At 58.9% G+C, this 14,915-nt stretch carries 16 protein-coding genes and 1 pseudogene; 9 read left to right on the forward strand and 8 right to left on the reverse strand.

Annotated features, from left to right (window positions below):
• Positions 1-20: 20 nt before the first annotated feature.
• The 4 genes from DM374_RS14275 to DM374_RS14290 all read right to left on the reverse strand — a co-directional run bounded on the left by DM374_RS14275 (position 21) and on the right by DM374_RS14290 (position 4,196).
• Positions 21-995 carry a Bug family tripartite tricarboxylate transporter substrate binding protein gene (locus DM374_RS14275; protein WP_110970422.1) on the reverse strand — a complete coding sequence of 325 codons (975 nt, stop codon included), beginning with the start codon at positions 993-995 and terminating at the stop codon, positions 21-23.
• A 35-nt stretch (positions 996-1,030) separates the two neighbouring features.
• Positions 1,031-2,533: a tripartite tricarboxylate transporter permease gene (locus DM374_RS14280; RefSeq protein ID WP_110970423.1), complete on the reverse strand. Its 1,503-nt coding sequence runs from the start codon at positions 2,531-2,533 to the stop codon at positions 1,031-1,033.
• Between the two features lie 9 nt (positions 2,534-2,542).
• Complete coding sequence (locus tag DM374_RS14285; protein ID WP_225422503.1) at positions 2,543-3,028, reverse strand: tripartite tricarboxylate transporter TctB family protein; 486 nt, start codon at positions 3,026-3,028, stop codon at positions 2,543-2,545.
• An 85-nt stretch (positions 3,029-3,113) separates the two neighbouring features.
• Entirely contained in the window at positions 3,114-4,196 is a 1,083-nt protein-coding gene (locus DM374_RS14290; protein ID WP_110970424.1) for an LLM class flavin-dependent oxidoreductase, read from the reverse strand.
• A 256-nt stretch (positions 4,197-4,452) separates the two neighbouring features.
• Here DM374_RS14290 and DM374_RS14295 point away from each other — a divergent pair, with 256 nt between their 5' ends.
• Positions 4,453-5,061: a cysteine dioxygenase family protein gene (locus tag DM374_RS14295; RefSeq protein WP_110970425.1), complete on the forward strand. Its 609-nt coding sequence runs from the start codon at positions 4,453-4,455 to the stop codon at positions 5,059-5,061.
• Positions 5,058-6,641 carry a rhodanese-related sulfurtransferase gene (locus tag DM374_RS14300; protein WP_110970426.1) on the forward strand — a complete coding sequence of 528 codons (1,584 nt, stop codon included), beginning with the start codon at positions 5,058-5,060 and terminating at the stop codon, positions 6,639-6,641. The genes DM374_RS14295 and DM374_RS14300 overlap by 4 nt, the downstream gene beginning before the upstream one ends.
• Positions 6,642-6,735: 94 nt before the next feature.
• Here the strand turns inward: DM374_RS14300 and DM374_RS14305 are convergent, their stop codons facing one another.
• Positions 6,736-7,365, reverse strand: a complete 630-nt coding sequence (locus tag DM374_RS14305; protein WP_110970427.1) for a LysE family translocator — start codon at positions 7,363-7,365, stop codon at positions 6,736-6,738.
• A 135-nt stretch (positions 7,366-7,500) separates the two neighbouring features.
• Between DM374_RS14305 and DM374_RS14310 the strand changes: the two genes are divergently transcribed.
• Positions 7,501-7,983: an Lrp/AsnC family transcriptional regulator gene (locus DM374_RS14310; RefSeq protein WP_110970428.1), complete on the forward strand. Its 483-nt coding sequence runs from the start codon at positions 7,501-7,503 to the stop codon at positions 7,981-7,983.
• Between the two features lie 118 nt (positions 7,984-8,101).
• Positions 8,102-8,557 (forward strand): HIT family protein, encoded by a 456-nt coding sequence (locus tag DM374_RS14315; RefSeq protein ID WP_110970429.1) that lies wholly within the window; start codon positions 8,102-8,104, stop codon positions 8,555-8,557.
• Between the two features lie 104 nt (positions 8,558-8,661).
• On the opposite strand, the pseudogene DM374_RS33715 reads toward DM374_RS14315, so the two are convergent.
• Positions 8,662-8,736 (reverse strand): annotated as a pseudogene (locus DM374_RS33715) (cupin domain-containing protein); the annotation flags it as partial.
• A gap of 121 nt (positions 8,737-8,857) precedes the next feature.
• Between DM374_RS33715 and DM374_RS14325 the strand changes: the two are divergent.
• Together DM374_RS14325 and DM374_RS14330 are read left to right on the forward strand one after the other, a co-directional pair.
• A complete protein-coding gene (locus DM374_RS14325; protein WP_110970430.1) occupies positions 8,858-9,442 on the forward strand; it encodes a hypothetical protein in 585 nt (194 codons plus the stop codon).
• A 141-nt stretch (positions 9,443-9,583) separates the two neighbouring features.
• Positions 9,584-9,880, forward strand: a complete 297-nt coding sequence (locus DM374_RS14330) for a hypothetical protein (RefSeq protein WP_110970431.1) — start codon at positions 9,584-9,586, stop codon at positions 9,878-9,880.
• A gap of 254 nt (positions 9,881-10,134) precedes the next feature.
• On the opposite strand, the gene DM374_RS14335 is transcribed toward DM374_RS14330, so the two are convergent.
• Positions 10,135-10,494, reverse strand: a complete 360-nt coding sequence (locus DM374_RS14335; protein ID WP_110970432.1) for a cupin domain-containing protein — start codon at positions 10,492-10,494, stop codon at positions 10,135-10,137.
• On the reverse strand, positions 10,491-11,099 hold the full coding sequence (locus tag DM374_RS14340; protein ID WP_110970433.1) for a GNAT family N-acetyltransferase: 609 nt from the start codon (positions 11,097-11,099) through the stop codon (positions 10,491-10,493). Before DM374_RS14340 ends, DM374_RS14335 begins: the two co-directional genes overlap by 4 nt.
• Before the next feature lie 747 nt (positions 11,100-11,846).
• Here DM374_RS14340 and DM374_RS14345 point away from each other — a divergent pair.
• The 3 genes from DM374_RS14345 (at position 11,847) to DM374_RS33145 (ending at position 14,859) form a co-directional block, all read left to right on the forward strand.
• On the forward strand, positions 11,847-12,680 hold the full coding sequence (locus DM374_RS14345) for a DUF3944 domain-containing protein (protein ID WP_225422504.1): 834 nt from the start codon (positions 11,847-11,849) through the stop codon (positions 12,678-12,680).
• Positions 12,681-13,476: 796 nt separating this feature from the next.
• Positions 13,477-14,508 carry a hypothetical protein gene (locus DM374_RS14355; protein WP_110970435.1) on the forward strand — a complete coding sequence of 344 codons (1,032 nt, stop codon included), beginning with the start codon at positions 13,477-13,479 and terminating at the stop codon, positions 14,506-14,508.
• Between the two features lie 18 nt (positions 14,509-14,526).
• Complete coding sequence (locus DM374_RS33145; RefSeq protein WP_157969697.1) at positions 14,527-14,859, forward strand: hypothetical protein; 333 nt, start codon at positions 14,527-14,529, stop codon at positions 14,857-14,859.
• The last annotated feature ends 56 nt before the right edge of the window (positions 14,860-14,915 follow it).

The raw sequence follows: 14,915 nt of genomic DNA on the forward strand, positions 1-14,915 counted from the left end.
GCTTTTGTTTTATCCGCACCTCATTCCAGGGTAATTTTCCCCGCCTCGATCACTTCCCCCCAGCGCTTGTTGTCCTGCGCGATCAGCTCGGCGAACCCTTCAGGCGAGCTGTGCTCGACGCTGATGCCGTTCTGGCCGAAACGCTCTGCGGTCTGCGGCGCCTTGGCGATAACGTCGATGGCACCGCTCAGTTTCTGCACCAGCTCCGGCGCGGCGCCTTTGGGCAGGACGATACCGAACCAGCCCGAGGCAACGAACCCCGGCAGCCCGGCTTCGGTGGCGCTGGGTACGTTCGGCAGCAACGGCGAGCGCTCGGCGCTGCTCAGGACCAGGCCCTTGAGTTTGCCGGCCTGGATCTGCGGCGCGAGCACGGTCAGGGTGTCGACGGCCACGTCGATTTCACCGCCGAGCAGACCGGTCACCGCCGGTGCGCTGCCTTTGTACGGCACGTGCAGCAGGTCGGCGCCGGACAGGTGCTTGAGCAGCTCACCAGACAAATGGCACAGCGTGCCGTTGCCGCAGGACGAGTAACTCAGCGCCCCGGGATGGGCCTTGGCTTCGGCGATCAGGCCCGCCAGCGAGTCGATCTTGCTGCTGGTCTGGACCGCAACCACGTTGGGCACGGAGGCGACGACGGCGACCGGCACGAAGTCTTTCTTCCAGTCGTAACGCAGGTCTTTTTGCAGGTTGGGCAGGATCGCCAGTTGCCCGGCGGTAGCCAGCGACAGGGTGTAGCCGTCCGGCTTGGCCTTGGCCACAGCCTCGGCGGCGATGGCGGTACCGGCGCCCGGTTTGTTGTCCACCACCACCGGCTGGCCGAGGGAGGCCGACAGTTGCTCAGCGTAGTAACGGCCGACGGTGTCCGCCGCGCCACCCGGCGGGAACGGCACGATCAGGGTCACGGCGCGGCTCGGGTAGCTGTCGGCCTGGGCCAGGCCGGTGATGCCCAGGGCCAGGGCGGCCAGGGCAAATTTCAGGGGTTTGGCGAATTTCATGGGCGGTTCCTGGAACAGAGGGATCGGAGAAGGATTCAGTCTTCGCTGAAGGCCACCTGGCGGGTGGCGCGTACCCGTGGCGAGAGCATCAGCACCACCACCAGCACGCAGATGATCAGCAGGGTCAGGCTCAGGGGACGGGTGACGAACACCGTTGGGTCGCCCCGCGACAGCAACATCGCGCGGCGCAGGTTTTCTTCCATCAGCGGGCCGAGCAGGTAGCCCAGCAGCAGCGGCGCCGGCTCGCAGCGCAGCTTGATGAACAGGTAGCCGAGCAGGCCGAAGGCGACGGTGAGCAGTACGTCGAACAGGCTGTTATTGACGCTGTACACGCCGATGCAGCAGAACAGCAGGATCGACGGGTACAACAGGCGGTACGGCACCGCCAGCAGGCGCACCCAGATACCAACGAGTGGCAGGTTGAGCACCAGCAGCAACAGGTTGCCGATCCACATGCTGACGATCAGACCCCAGAACAGCTCGGGGCGGTCGTCGATCACCTGCGGGCCGGGGACGATGCCGTGGATCATCATGGCGCCAGCCATCAGCGCCATGACCGCGTTGGACGGCAGACCCAATACCAGCATCGGGATAAACGAAGTCTGCGCGCCGGCGTTGTTCGCCGATTCGGGGCCGGCAACGCCTTCGATGGCGCCCTGGCCGAAACGCTCGGGTTGCCTGGCCAGGCGCTTTTCCACCATGTACGAAGCAAACGAGCCGAGCATCGCGCCGCCGCCGGGCAGCACACCCAGCAACGCGCCGAGGCCGGTGCCGCGCAGGATCGGTTTCCAGCTACGGCGGTAGTCTTCTTTCGACGGCAACAGGCTGCCGACCCGCGCCACCTTCGGCACTCCGCCGTGGTCGCGCTCGAGGTTGGCGATGATTTCGGCGATGCCGAAGATGCCCATGGAAATCACCACGAAGCTGATGCCGTCGCTCAGCGCCGGAATACCGAAGGTGAAACGCTCGACGCCGGAGTTGACGTCGGTACCCACCAACCCGAGCAACAACCCGAGCAGGGTCATGGCCACGGCCTTGAGCACATCGCCCTGGGCCAGCACGATCGCCGCCACCAGGCCGAGCAGCATCAGCGAGAAATATTCCGCGGGACCGAACTTCAGCGCGACCTCCGCCAGCGGCGTGGCGGCGGCGGCCAGCAGCAGGATCGCCAAGCTGCCGGCGACGAACGAACCGATGGCGGCGATCGCCAGTGCCGCCCCCGCCCTGCCCTTGCGGGCCATGGCGTGGCCGTCGAGGCAGGTGACCACCGAGGACGATTCGCCCGGCAGGTTGACCAGGATCGCCGTGGTCGAGCCGCCGTACTGCGCACCGTAATAGATGCCCGAGAGCATGATCAGCGCGGCGGCCGGGGTCAGGCCGTAGGTGATCGGCAGCAGCATGGCGATGGTCGCCACCGGACCGAGGCCCGGCAACACGCCGACCAGCGTGCCGAGGGTGACGCCGAGCAGGCAGTACAGCAGGTTGTTAACGGTGAAGGCGGCTTCGAGGCCGATGCCGAGGTGGTCGAGCAGTTCCATGATCCGTCCTCAGACCGGCCAGGCTGGCAGGTTCAGGCCCAGCCCCCAGGCGAACACCAGCACGCTGAACAGCCCCAGCGCGCAGCCGAGCACGGCCAGTTCGGCGAGGTTGGCGCGGCGCCGGGCCAGGCCGCTGAGCAGGGTCATCAGCAAGGTGGACAAGCCAAGGCCGAGGCTCGGCAGGAGCAAGGCGAAGGCCACCACGCTACCACCGATGGACAAGCCTACCCGCGCCTGGAACAGCTCGCCCAGCGCTACCCGCTCGCGGGACAACAGAAGCCCGCGCACCAGCAGCGCCACGCCCAGCCCGCACAGGGCCAGACTCACCAACCAGGGAAAATAGCCGGCGCCCATGCGCATGGCGGTGCCGGTGGCGTAGTCGCTGCCGATCACCAGACCAGCGATGCCGAAGCCGAGAAACAGCAGGCCGGCGAGGACTTCGCGGGCATCGAAAAGCAGGGATCGCACTTGAGTGGCGCGCAGAGCATCGGACACGGAACATCTCCAGGTGCCTTGAAAGGCACGGTGGCGGACGATCCGCGCGTGCGGTCTCGTGGGTTTCAGCGTGAAAGAAAGACCATCAGGCGCCGCGTTGTGCCTCGCGGGCGGCGACCTTGGCGCGGGTCAGCGGCAGCAGTTCGCGGCCGTACTCCTCGGCGTCGTTGACCGGGTCGAAACCGCGAATTAGGAAGGTGGTCACGCCGAGGTCGTAGTAGGCCAGCAAGGCATCGGCCACCTGCTCCGGGGTGCCCACCAGCGCGGTGGAGTTATGCCCGCCGCCGACCAGCGCGGCGATGCCGGTCCACAGACGCTCATCAACCCGCTCGCCCTGGGCAACGGTGTCCAGCAGGCGCTGGGCGCCGACGCTTTGCGGCTTGTTGGCGATCACCGGGCCAGAGCGTTCAAGACGCTGGCGGGCGGTGGTGAGGATGGCGTCGGCCTTGGCCCAGGCGGCGTCTTCGGTGTCGGCGATGATCGGCCGGAACGACACACTGAACTGGATTTCACGCCCGTGCCGCGCCGCTTCGGCGCGCACGTTGGCGATGGTCTCGCGGGTCTGCTCCAGCGATTCGCCCCACAGCGCGAAGACATCGGCGTGCTTGCCGGCCACTTCCAGCGCCGCCTGCGACGAGCCACCGAAATACACCGGCAGGTGCGGTTTCTGCAGCGGCTTGATCGCCGAGAAAGCGTTTTGCGCCTGATAGAACGTGCCGTGGTGGTCGAACGGCTGCTCTTCGGTCCAGACCTTGCGCACCACCTCGAGGAATTCGTCGGTGCGGGCGTAACGCTGGTCGTGCTCCAGATAGTCGCCATCCTTGCGCTGCTCGCCGTCGTTGCCGCCGCTGATCACGTGGAGGGCCAGGCGGCCGTCCAGCAGGTGTTCCAGCGTCGCCAGCTTGCGCGCCGCCAGGGTCGGGGCGATGAAGCCGGGGCGGTGGGCCAGCAGGAAATTGATCCGCGACGTCGACAAACCGGCCAGCGCGGTCACCAGAAAACCGTCCGGCTGATCCGACCAGTAGCCCACCAGCAGACGGTCGAAACCGGCGTCTTCGTGCACCTGGGCAAAGCGGGTGATGTACGCCTTGTCGAAGATCGGGCCGCTGGCGTCGAGGGTTTCCGAAGACAGGCGATGGCCGATCATGCCGATGAATTGAACGCTCATGCTGGGGGGCTCCTTGAGGCGGTTGAGAAAGCTTGATGGTTATAGAAGGCGCTTTCTTCAAAACGAACGCTTATAAGCTAACGATCAGCTCCTCCGTTGTGAAATTCTTTTCCGGCATAAGCTAATATAAAAAATAAAGAATAATATTTGATCTTTAAAATTCTCTTTGCGCATATTAGCTTATGCAGAATTTGAATTTTGAGAATCATCTGGCGGTTGCTAGGGTTCTCGAAAACCGCAGCCTGAGCCCTTGATCATGACCGAACCGCTACGCCTGGACCGCCTTCGCCAGTTCATCGGTAACCTCGCCGACTTGCTCGACCAGGAAACCGAGGAAGCCACCATTCTCGACCGTGGCCAGAATCTGTTGCAGCAACTGGTCGCCCATGACGACTGGCTGCCCGAGGAGCTGGCGCAACCCGATCCCACCCGTTACCAGCAGTTCCTGCTGCATGCCGATTCGCGCCAGCGCTTTTCCGTGGTCAGCTTTGTCTGGGGCCCGGGCCAGAGCACGCCGATCCACGACCACCGGGTCTGGGGCCTGATCGGCATGCTGCGCGGCGCCGAGTATTCGCAGGGCTTCGCCCGCACCGACAGCGGCGCCCTGATCCCCGCCGGCGACGCCGTGCGCCTGGCGCCCGGCCAGGTGGAAGCGGTATCGCCGCGCATCGGCGACATCCACCAGGTCAGCAACGCCCATGACGATCAGGTCTCCATCAGCATCCACGTTTATGGCGCCAACATCGGCGCGGTAAAACGGGCGGTCTACCTCGCCGACGGTAGCGAAAAGCCCTTTATCTCCGGTTACTCCAACACCCGCTTGCCCAATATCTGGGACCTGTCCAAAGAGAACCCCGCCCCATGAGCACCGCGACTACCCGCTCCTACGCCGAGCTGCGCCAGCACCTGCTGGCCAAGCATGAACTCGCCCTGATCGATGTGCGCGAAGAAGCGCCCTTCGCCCTGGAGCACCCGCTTTTCGCGGCCAATATTCCCCTGTCGAAACTGGAAATCGAGGTCTATGCCCGAGTGCCCCGGCGCGACACCCAGGTGACCGTGTATGACGACGGCGAAGGCCTTGCCGCCCTCGCCGCCGAACGTCTGCTGGCCCTCGGTTACACCGACGTCGCCGTGCTCGACGGCGGCCTGGCTGGTTGGCGCGAGGCCGGCGGCGAACTGTTCCGTGACGTCAACGTGCCGAGCAAGGCCTTTGGCGAACTGGTCGAAAGCCAGCGCCACACACCTTCGCTGGCGGCCGAGGAAGTCCAGCAACTGCTGGATGACAAGGCCGACGTGGTGGTGCTGGACGCCCGCCGCTTCGACGAATACCAGACCATGAGCATCCCTGGCGGCATCAGCGTGCCGGGCGCCGAACTGGTGTTGCGCGTCGCCGAACTGGCGCCGGACCCAGCCACCCGGGTCATCGTCAACTGCGCCGGCCGCACCCGTAGCATCATCGGCACCCAGTCGCTGGTGAACGCCGGCATCCCCAACCCGGTGTCGGCCCTGCGCAACGGCACCATCGGCTGGACCCTGGCCGGGCAGAAACTGGCTCACGGTCAGTCGCAGCGCTTCGCTTCCGTCAGCGCCGATACCCGCGCCAGTGCGGCCAACCGTGCCCGCGCCGTGGCCGATAAAGCCGGCGTGGCGCGCCTGTCCAAAGGCGGCCTGAGCGCCTGGCAGGCAGAAAGCAACCGCACCACCTACCTGTTCGACGTGCGCACCCCGGAGGAATACACCGAGGGTCATCTGCCGGGCAGCCGCTCGGTGCCGGGCGGGCAACTGGTGCAGGAAACCGATCACACGGCCAGCGTACGCGGCGCGCGGATCGTCCTGCTCGACAACGACGGCGTGCGCGCCAACATGAGTGCTTCGTGGCTGGCGCAGATGGGTTGGCAAGTGGCGGTGCTGGACGGGCTGGAAGCGGCCGACTTCAGCGAAACCGGCGAATGGCAGGTGCCGCTACCCGCCCTGCCCCAGCCGCCGTCGATCCAGTCCGCGCAACTGCAGACCTGGCTGGACGAAGGCGACACCGTGCTGCTGGACTTCACCACCAGCGCCAACTACGTACAGCGGCATATTCCCGGCGCGCACTGGGCGATTCGCGCGCAACTGGCGCAGGCGCTGGAGAAGCTGCCGGTGGCTGAGCGTTATGTGGTGACCTGCGGCAGCAGCCTGCTGGCGCGCTTTGCCGCCGTGGACTTGCAGGCGCTGACGCGCAAGCCGGTGTTTTTGCTGGAAGGCGGCACGGGGCGCTGGATCGCCGAAGAACGCCCGCTGGAGCATGGCGAAACGAGCCTCGCCGTGCCGCGCAGTGACCGTTATCGCCGGCCGTATGAAGGCACCGATAACCCGCGTGAAGCGATGCAGGGGTATCTGGATTGGGAGTTTGGTCTGGTCGAGCAGTTGGGGCGGGATGGGACGCATGGGTTTTATGTGATTTGAAGGGGAGGAAGGGAATTTCATCAAGGCACACAAGCTTTCGTCACTACTGAAATCGAGCGCCGCACCGACGGCGCTCGATTTCAATAACGACCGGTCAAGCCTGCTGCATGAACGCCAGGCGCGCCGCAAAACCAATCAGCAATCCCCCAAACAGCCAGCGCTGCATGCGCTGTGCTGTCGGGTTCCGCTCAAGCCAGCCGCCGATCCAGGTTCCAGCTAGCGCGTAACTGCTGTCGAACACGAAGCCTACCCCCACCAGCACCAAGCCGAGCAGCGCAAACTGCGTCGTCACCGGCTCCGCGTCAGGCGTGATGAATTGAGGCAGCAGCACTGAGCAGAACAACAGCGCTTTGGGATTGAGCAGGTTGGTCAGCACACCTCGTTGAATCGCCGATCGCAAGGGCGCTGCCTGAAGCTGTTTGCCGGTGCCGGCCAATGAGGCGAACGCGCCCGGTTTGAACAGATGCACCCCCATCCACAGCAAATAGGCCGCCCCTGCGATACGCACCATGTCGAATGTCCAGGGCGCCACCTTGAACAGCGTCGCCAGGCCCATCGCCGCCAACGCCACATGACAGCCACGGGCGATGGCCAGACCCACTGCCGTCGCCAGTGCCGCCGCTCGCCCCTGACTTGCGCCGGTCTGTAGCAGCAAGATCATGTCGGGGCCGGGCATCAGGAAAATCATGGCTAATGCCAACAAATACAACCCTGGGTTATCCATTGCTCGGTACTCCGTCTGATTGAGCGCTGGACGGAAGTCTAACGCTCAACCCCGGGGCAAGTGCTTGCGTGTTCAACCCCGTAAATGGCTAGAATTGGCATGTTCTGCCAATCTTGATTTTCAAATAGGCCTGATATGCCAAAAACCAAACTCGACGCCTACGACCGCCGTATTCTGGCGGCCCTTCAGCACGACGGCCGCCTGACCAATGTGCAGTTGGCGGACGAGATCGGCCTGTCGGCCTCACCTTGCCTGCGCCGCGTGCGTCATCTGGAGCAGGCGGGAGTGATCCGGGGTTATCAGGCGAGCCTCGATCCTGATGAAGTTGGACTGGGGTTGACGGTGTTTGTCGGCATCAAGGTCGAGCGCCATCACGAAAAAGAAGCTGAAAACTTCCGCGAAGCGGTGTTGGCGCTACCGGAAGTAATTTCCGCTTTTCTTGTGTCAGGTGAGTCTGATTTTCTGCTGCACGTGGTAGTGCCTGACTTGCGCGGGTATGAACGTTTTCTTACGGGGACCTTGCTCAAGTTGCCGGGTGTGAGTGATATCCGTAGCAACTTTGCAATACAGACGGTCAAGGCGCAAAGTCCGCTGCCGCTTGGTCATTTGCCTGATTGAGGGGCGTGCATTCAAGAGCGACGCCGCGAGAGTTCTTGGATATTTGAGGGTCCACACGTTCACAAACTTCATAGAACGCAACTGCCAGATCTCGCTTACACATCATTAAGGACAATGCATGCCCCTGATTTCGCAACGCGTAGAGCAAGCTCGTAACGGCACTAACGATAAGGTGATTTGCCGAATGGCCTCAGGGTGGGCAGTCATGGGCGACGTCCAATTTTTACAGGGTTACTGCCTGTTGCTGCCCGACCCCGTTGTCCCTAGTCTCAACGATCTGAGTGCCGAGGCCAGAGTAACCTACCTGCTAGATATGACCCGCCTTGGAGACGCTGTCTTGGAGGCGACCGGTGCACTTCGCGTGAACTACGAAATCCTGGGAAATACTGAGCCAGAATTGCACTGCCACATCTTTCCCCGTTTCGCCTCGGAGCCGGAGCACCGTCGCAAAATGCCCGTATGGTTTTATGACTGGAAAACAGCGACGCCCTACGATGAGCAGGCGCATGGTCAACTGCGCAAGAGAATTGCTCAGTTATTGAATTCACCAAGCCACAGCGTGGAAAGCGCCTGATTTACAGGAGTAAATAACCTGCAGCTTCTGGCCGATTGCAGCCCTTCGCATGAGGCCGCCATGGATCGATAGCTGCAGTTCGCGAGCGCGCCCCTTTCGCGACCCTAGTTCGCGGGCAAGAGGATCACGAAGTTCTTTTTCATGTCTTCCAGCACGGTCCATTTGCCCTTGGCGCCCGGCGAGAAAGGGGACCGGTTTATTTCTCGACCACTCAACCAAGAAATAAATCCGCCCCCTTTTCCCTGGCGCACCCAGATTCCGCAGTTGCACCCGACAGTCAATTCACTTCAAGGAAGAAAAATGCTCCGCCACACCCTGCTCGCAGCGGCAACCCTCTCACTTTGTGCCTGTGCGGGTATTGCCCACGACACGCCAGAAGCAAGACAGCAAATCAAACACGATCTGAAACTTCAGCAAATCGATGCCACGGCCACGATGAGCTACTGCAAATTCCCAATCGGTAGCATCGCCCTTTGCAAGGCTACGCCTGGTATCGGTGTACTGACCGCGAACAAGCTGCTCATGGTCGATTACGCCAATGGGGCTTACAAACAGGATGGCGTGCTCACAACCCAAGATGTCCGCTGTATTTCGGACAGCGACGGCCACTGGTTTTATGTCTTCACTGAAAACCAGGCGATTGCACTTATTCCCTATACCAATACAGGCGCAAAAAGGAACCCAGCGTTCCGCAATAGCGCAATTAAAACGTTGCTTGCCAACGGTCAGCCCTTGCTCACTGGAGCAGAAAGCAATTTCATACGCGAAACAGATAAGCGCCATTACAGCGTGTCGACCTTGAATGTGAGTGGTACGCCGGTGCCGATTGTCAGCTCGTCATCGTACGGAGAGATATTCAGTCCCTGCGCAGAAAGCAAACAGTGAATCGACACCGACGGATGACGGGCCGCACAGGAGGGAAAGGGACAGATTTGTTTCTCAACCACTCAAGAAATAAATCCATCCCCTTTTCCTGCTTTTTCCGGAACCCGCTCGCACATCCACTTCAGTGCTCGAGATCTTCTTATGCAGACTGAACAGACTAGGCTACTCGCGCTCGCACTGCTTGAGATCCGGGTGTTGCTTACTGACTTTCTGGGCAGCGATGTTGATGCTCCAATGAGCGTCCGTGTCGCGGCCCATATGGCCTATGCACTCCACAATGAGGCGGAGGCTGTCTACAACAACTCAGGTTTTCAGATTGAACAAGTTAGCGCGAAAATCGCTGCGATCGATCAAATACTGGGTGTCACTGATGGGGCCGCGCTGTTGCGCAGGTTAGGCGCCGAGGCCAACGCCATGACCGATAGCGCTAAACCTTGATGACTACTTCTGACCGATCTCAATTCTTCGAAAAAGGGGACCGAAAAAGGGGACAGATGCGTCCCCTTCTCCCCACACTAGGGCCGCGCTGCGCCCCTTTCGCGACACAAGGCCGCTCCAAAGGCTCAGTTTGGGCGACAGCGCAGCCATGAGGTAGAGAGCTGTTGTGGCCTGCCGAAGAACATTCGAGCACCGCCAGCAGGCAAACATGCAAACTGCCCTTGCGCTGCGCCCAATGAAACGCCACCCCGTGCCTAGTTCGCGGGCAAGAGGATCACGAAGTTCTTTTTCATGTCTTCCAGCACGGTCCATTTGCCCTTGGCGCCCGGTTCGATAATGAACGTGTCGCCAGCGGCCAGTGTGATGGGGGCGCAACCCTCAAGCTCGATGACGCAGCATCCACTCAAGACATGGCAGAACTCCCACACTTTGTAGTCGATGCGCCACGCTCCGGTGCTGGCTTCCCATTCTCCGGAAATGCGACCTTGCTGTTCATCGTGATAGTACTTGGACGTCAGCGTATGAGGGGTACCTTCCAGGACCTCTTCAAAAAAGGGAAGGTCGCGCACCGGTTGGATATCCAGTTCGCGGAACACGGTCAATGTCTTGTTCATGGTTTTTTCTCCAGCACATTGTGGGTAGGGCGATACATCAAATAGGCTTCACCGGTTACGCCCAGCATCGGGTGCGGAACGATTTGGCAGGTTTTAACAACTTGAAAACCGTGACGTTCGTAGAAGCGGCGTGCACCGTGGTTTTCTGCATAATCGATCAGGCATAGCCCATCTAAACCAGAGTCCTCAGCGCGCTGCTGGGCGTGACGAAGAAACTGGACGCCCAGCCCCTGGCTGCGCCAGGCCTCATCCAGAGCCAGGCTGGATATGTACAAGGTGTCGGGTATTTCCATGTCGGAATAAGGCGCGAGGACCGGGTCTGTCTCAACAGGCCTGTCGGGGGTCTCGTACAAGGCGTAGCTATGCATCATGCCGATGACGCGCCCTTCGAAAGTGGCCATCAAGCAGTTCTTGTAGGAAAAGTCGCCCTGCTCCCTGGCATAGCGAGACGCACCGACACTCAGCAGTGCTTCTCCCGGTGCGGCCAGCTTGCTCCATATGTAATCGGCCATGCCCTCCGATGTCAGTTGAAAGAAGCGCGCAATATCGTGCGCGTCCGAGGCTTGAGCGGGTCTGAAATCGATAGGCACGTACAGTGCTCCCATGGGATCGGGTGGTTAGTTCTCAAGGATTGCGCCTTTGACAGGGTGGCAGGGTAGGCGGTTTGAACGGTTCCCATCATGCTCTGGGCGAACACCGTCAGCACGGCGTGCGACACTGCCCCATGCTCAAAGGCACGTGGCCGTCTAATGGCTCAGGCCTGGGGAATTGATCGTGCAGTTGTCGGAGGTGGTGAGGCGAGAAGCGGGGCGATGTTCACTTTCATGGCGGGATGGCCGGAAGCAAAGCAGGGTTGTTTCTAGATGGGGTCGTATTTCTCGAAAGGCGGCTACCGACCCAGAGCAGTCCTTGGCGGAGGCCGGTTAACGATCCAAGGGCTGTCTTTCATAGGGTGCAGCAAACGGCGAGTAGCCTGCCATTTATCGAACAGGGTCAACGATGATTCGGCGTAGCACTCCTATGTTGCTTGGCGACTGACCCGGAATTTCCAGATCCTGCAGGTCGAGCTGGTGGCGGGAGGCATCTAAGGCAGTACCTATGACCGCACTGAGACGGGCCACAGTTATCCCCTCGACGAACCAGCTACACCCTCGATGTGTTTGCGGGCCAACCAACGCGCACTAAATCTTTTCAGGGATAGGTCGCCGGGTAGATGTCGCGCAATCCGGTCCTCGACGCTGACGGCGGTTTCAGGTACAGGCCAGAGTAAATGCGAGCTTCTAGTCTTTGTGCGGTCTCACCAAGTGGGAAACTTCCCGGTTTCTCCTGCTTTTTACAATCAAGGTTCCGGAATGGCCGCCGATAAGGGGCAGAGCATTGCGGCTTTTTACCGTATGCCCGAAACATTGATCAAAAGCATGGAGCGAGATATGGCATATAGAGACGATCCGGATTTGAAATTCCTGGGCTCGATGGATTCCAGTGACCTGAATGATCTGGTCTATTGCTTGGTGTATGACAAAGACGGCAGCTCGCGGCTAACCGAAGAGCTGTCCACGACGCCCGAATACAAGTCGCATTATCCTGACCACAGGCGTTACTGGCAGCAGATCGCCGCCGAGATCCAGTGTTTCGGGGGGAACACGATTGCCACGATGCTCCGTGGTGGCAAAGGTGTCTTGTACCGTGAGGTACTTGAGGATGTCTGCGACAAGCTCAAGGTCAACTACAACAAGGGCTCGAGGGTCGACCTGATCGAACAGAACCTGCTGGGCAAGATTCTGCGCGACGCGCTGGAAAAAATGTCAGCCGAAGAGATCAAGGAATTGGGCGAATCCATTGGCCTCAAGAACACCAACCTGTTTACGGCGGAAGCGATGTTCGGTGTATTCCAGACCGTGTTTCGGGCGGGCGGCTTCAAGTCGTATCAACTGACGGCGATTGTGGTCAACGCAGTCCTCAAGGCGCTCATCGGTCGCGGCCTGAGCTTCGCTGCCACCGGCACGATGATGAGAACGATGGCGGTCATCACCGGGCCAATCGGCTGGGTTGTCACCGGAGCGTGGACTGCCGTGGACATTGCCAGTCCAGCCTTCCGGGTCACCATTCCGACCGTTATCCAGATCGCCGCACTTCGGCAGAAACAGGCTTACGGCGCAGCGGCTGAACAGGTTTCGTTTGGTTAACTCACTGCCTATTGATCTGTAGGTGTCCGGCGAACTCACCTTCCGAGCTCCAGCATTGAAAACGATGGTGCCCGCGTATTTGAGCGGACACCATCGCTTTCAATGCTGGAGCTCGGAAGGTGAGTTCGCCGGACGCTTACTTTGAGCCGGCTGTTACCACTTGTGAAGCCTTGCGCCTGAACTTCACGCAATAGCACCGTCGCTGGAATCGTTCTCCAGCAAAGCTCGTCCCGCCGGGTCAGTGGCCAGCAGGCTGCACTGGTGCAGGTTGAGGAAGAGCCCATTCTTATATTCCACATCCCGCTGGGCTCCCTCGAACACGAAGACAATTGGCGCTATTGGCCACTGACAACTATGGGTCGAAAGCAGCCAGCGGCGTACCTCTAGCAAGGGCACTATCTCTACTGAATACTGAACGAAAAAGAACGAAAAAGGAAAAAGGGAAAAGGGAAAAAGCAACGAAAAAGGGGACCGGAAAAGGGGACAGATTTATTTCTCAACCACTCAACCAAGAAATAAATCCGTCCCCTTTTCCCCTTTTCCGCGCGTCCCCTTTTCCGCGCTCACAGCGTAGCTATCCGGTGCAGTGATTTCGACACAAATTCGACAGTTTTCCTCTCGCTGCTACGCTCACAGATGGCAATCTGCCACGCTCACAGGGTGTACATGGAGTTGAACCTGCGGCTGAATATGAGTAGCTGGTCATCTGGAGCAAGGAGCCCACCTCCTTCCCAAGTCCCATGTCTGTAGCCGGGCGCTCGGCTATTGCCGCAATGTGACTCACAGGGAGCAGATAATGAAAAAGGAAATAGCAGCCTCACTAATCGCATTAACAGTTATTTTAAACGGATGCGGGTCTTCAGTACTCATAAAGCAAGAAGCTACAAGCACAGTGACTGCCGGCAAAAGCGCCATCACTGAGATAAATAAATTCTACGACTTCCTATTTAACAAGCAAGCGGAGCTTGCCGCGACAATAATCGCTAGAAACACATCATGCCAATACGGCGAATTCATAGTAGTGAGAATCCCCAAGAATAAAGGGGACAAAGATAAAGGGCTATGCCTATCCAGCTCCGAAATATCTGCCTGGTATAAAGATAAAAGCTTAGGGGAAGAAGTAAAACTTAGTCCACTAGAAAAAAACTCACTCAAAACCTCCATGGATATACTGGAGGCTTTCTCCGTATATCTTGAAGCGCTATCAAAGCATACTACCGCCCCTGAGACACCTATCTCCGGCACTCTCGTGGGAGTTAAAAACGAACTAGAATCCATCAATACAAAAGTGGAATTCCTAGAGACCAACGCAAAGGCAAAACTAGCTCAAAGCGCTGCAATTACTGACTTTATAGCGTATTTAGAAAATCTAATCGAGAACAGCAACAACGCTAAAGAAATTGAAAGAATTGTTAGCACCGAGGGGTCAAGGCAAGAGCAAAATTTACTGGCAGTCGCTGCCGAAGCCGATGGCATATATAAGACCTATGTAGCCACAATGAGCTCAACACTAACAACAACCCTAGGCGAATATTATAATAAAAACATAGCCAGCAAAGAATTTGATACAGCCGAAAAACGACAAATCTACCTATCAACTCTATTTAAACAAGAACAACTGGACAACCAAATTAGCACCTCACCGTCACCTGGCGGAGTTGCCATTAGGAAATTTGCAACTGCGCATGCCAAATTACGAAACGCAATTTCCGGCAACTATTCAGAGGAACAAAGGGCATTTATCATCGATGAAAATACCAAAGAGCTAAAAGAAGGCCTTCAAAATCTGGCCAGCCTGGTTCAATTCGCACTTTCAATCGCTATCTAGCCACGGAGCAAAGAAAAAATGACCACTACTAAAGAAAGAGATGACTTTGTAAACGCTCTCTTCCAGCTCCATCAAGCCTGCAACGCAAAAGCAAAAGATGGCAGATTGACCGACGACGATCGAAGCGTCTTTATGACTGCGATAATTTATTTAAACTCTGATCTTGGGAAAGCTTGGAGCAGGGATTTCACACCAATACCCTCCAACCTAGTAAAAGAAGCAATTAAAGAGATCATTCAAGCCATTGCAGCAACTAAAGCAGCAGTAGACACGCAAACCGTCCAAGTCGCAGCCAAAGAACTATGGGACGCAAATACAGCAATAGACAATGCTCTCGGAGCAGAAAACTAACCCACAGGATGATATATCCCAGGCTCTGTCTGAAATTCGGAGAAACCGAACGCCAG

This window comes from Pseudomonas huaxiensis, from assembly GCF_003231275.1.
Lineage (GTDB): Bacteria > Pseudomonadota > Gammaproteobacteria > Pseudomonadales > Pseudomonadaceae > Aquipseudomonas > Aquipseudomonas huaxiensis.